General features: G+C 51.5%; 2 tRNA genes and 2 rRNA genes. All 4 read left to right on the plus strand.

From position 1 onward, the window contains the following. A 16S ribosomal RNA gene (locus ACTJLB_RS32400) occupies positions 1-58 on the plus strand; the annotation flags it as partial. Positions 59-134: 76 nt separating this feature from the next. Then, a tRNA-Ile gene (locus ACTJLB_RS32405) sits at positions 135-211 on the plus strand. A gap of 52 nt (positions 212-263) precedes the next feature. After that, positions 264-339: transfer RNA gene (locus ACTJLB_RS32410), tRNA-Ala, on the plus strand. Between the two features lie 380 nt (positions 340-719). Further along, positions 720-1009 (plus strand): 23S ribosomal RNA (locus ACTJLB_RS32415); the annotation flags it as partial.

Here is a 1009-nt window from a genome sequence, read left to right on the forward strand (position 1 = left end):
TGGGGTGAAGTCGTAACAAGGTAGCCGTATCGGAAGGTGCGGCTGGATCACCTCCTTTCTCGAGCTAGAACGTGTCAAACGTTGAGCGCTCACGCTTATCGGCTGTAGTAGTAAAGAAACGCAGACAGACTCAGGGGTCTGTAGCTCAGTCGGTTAGAGCACCGTCTTGATAAGGCGGGGGTCGATGGTTCGAATCCATCCAGACCCACCACTGTCTTGTCTGGTGCGCTGGGCGTCTGAACCTCTGGGGTGACTGTATGACTGGGGGATTAGCTCAGCTGGGAGAGCACCTGCTTTGCAAGCAGGGGGTCGTCGGTTCGATCCCGTCATCCTCCACCAATCCTCAATGCGTAGGGTTCTGTGTCAGGTACACAGAGCGTTGTGCATTGGCGATTGAGCCAGTCAGTAAGGATACGCGGTTACAGCAATCGCGCTATCGGCTGAACGTTCTTTAACAATCAGGAAGAAGTAGTAAAGAGATTCACGAAAGTGTACTTAGAGATGGGTGCATGAGTAGGTGAATCAGGGTTGTGATTGTATCGATGTATTTTTAAGTGATCGAAAGATTGCTTTGGAATACGGCGCAACACGAATACTCAACCTGTAACGTTTGTGCAAACTGCTCGGCCTTCCCAGTGAAGGTTCCATCCCCTCCGGGGATCGGATGGGAGTAGGCGCTAAAGCGCCAACTCCCATCGAGAGAGACACACCCGTTATAGGGTCAAGCGAACAAGTGCATGTGGTGGATGCCTTGGCGATCACAGGCGATGAAGGACGCGGTAGCCTGCGAAAAGCTACGGGGAGCTGGCAAACGAGCTTTGATCCGTAGATGTCCGAATGGGGAAACCCACCTCTTTTGAGGTATCCATGACTGAATCCATAGGTCATGAGAAGCGAACGCGGTGAACTGAAACATCTAAGTAACCGCAGGAAAAGAAATCAACCGAGATTCCCAGAGTAGTGGCGAGCGAAATGGGACCAGCCTGTACTCTTTATCTTCATTGTTAGT

Origin of the sequence: Paraburkholderia sp. 22098, assembly GCF_052045935.1 — a bacterium.
Classification (GTDB): Bacteria; Pseudomonadota; Gammaproteobacteria; order Burkholderiales; family Burkholderiaceae; genus Paraburkholderia; species Paraburkholderia caledonica.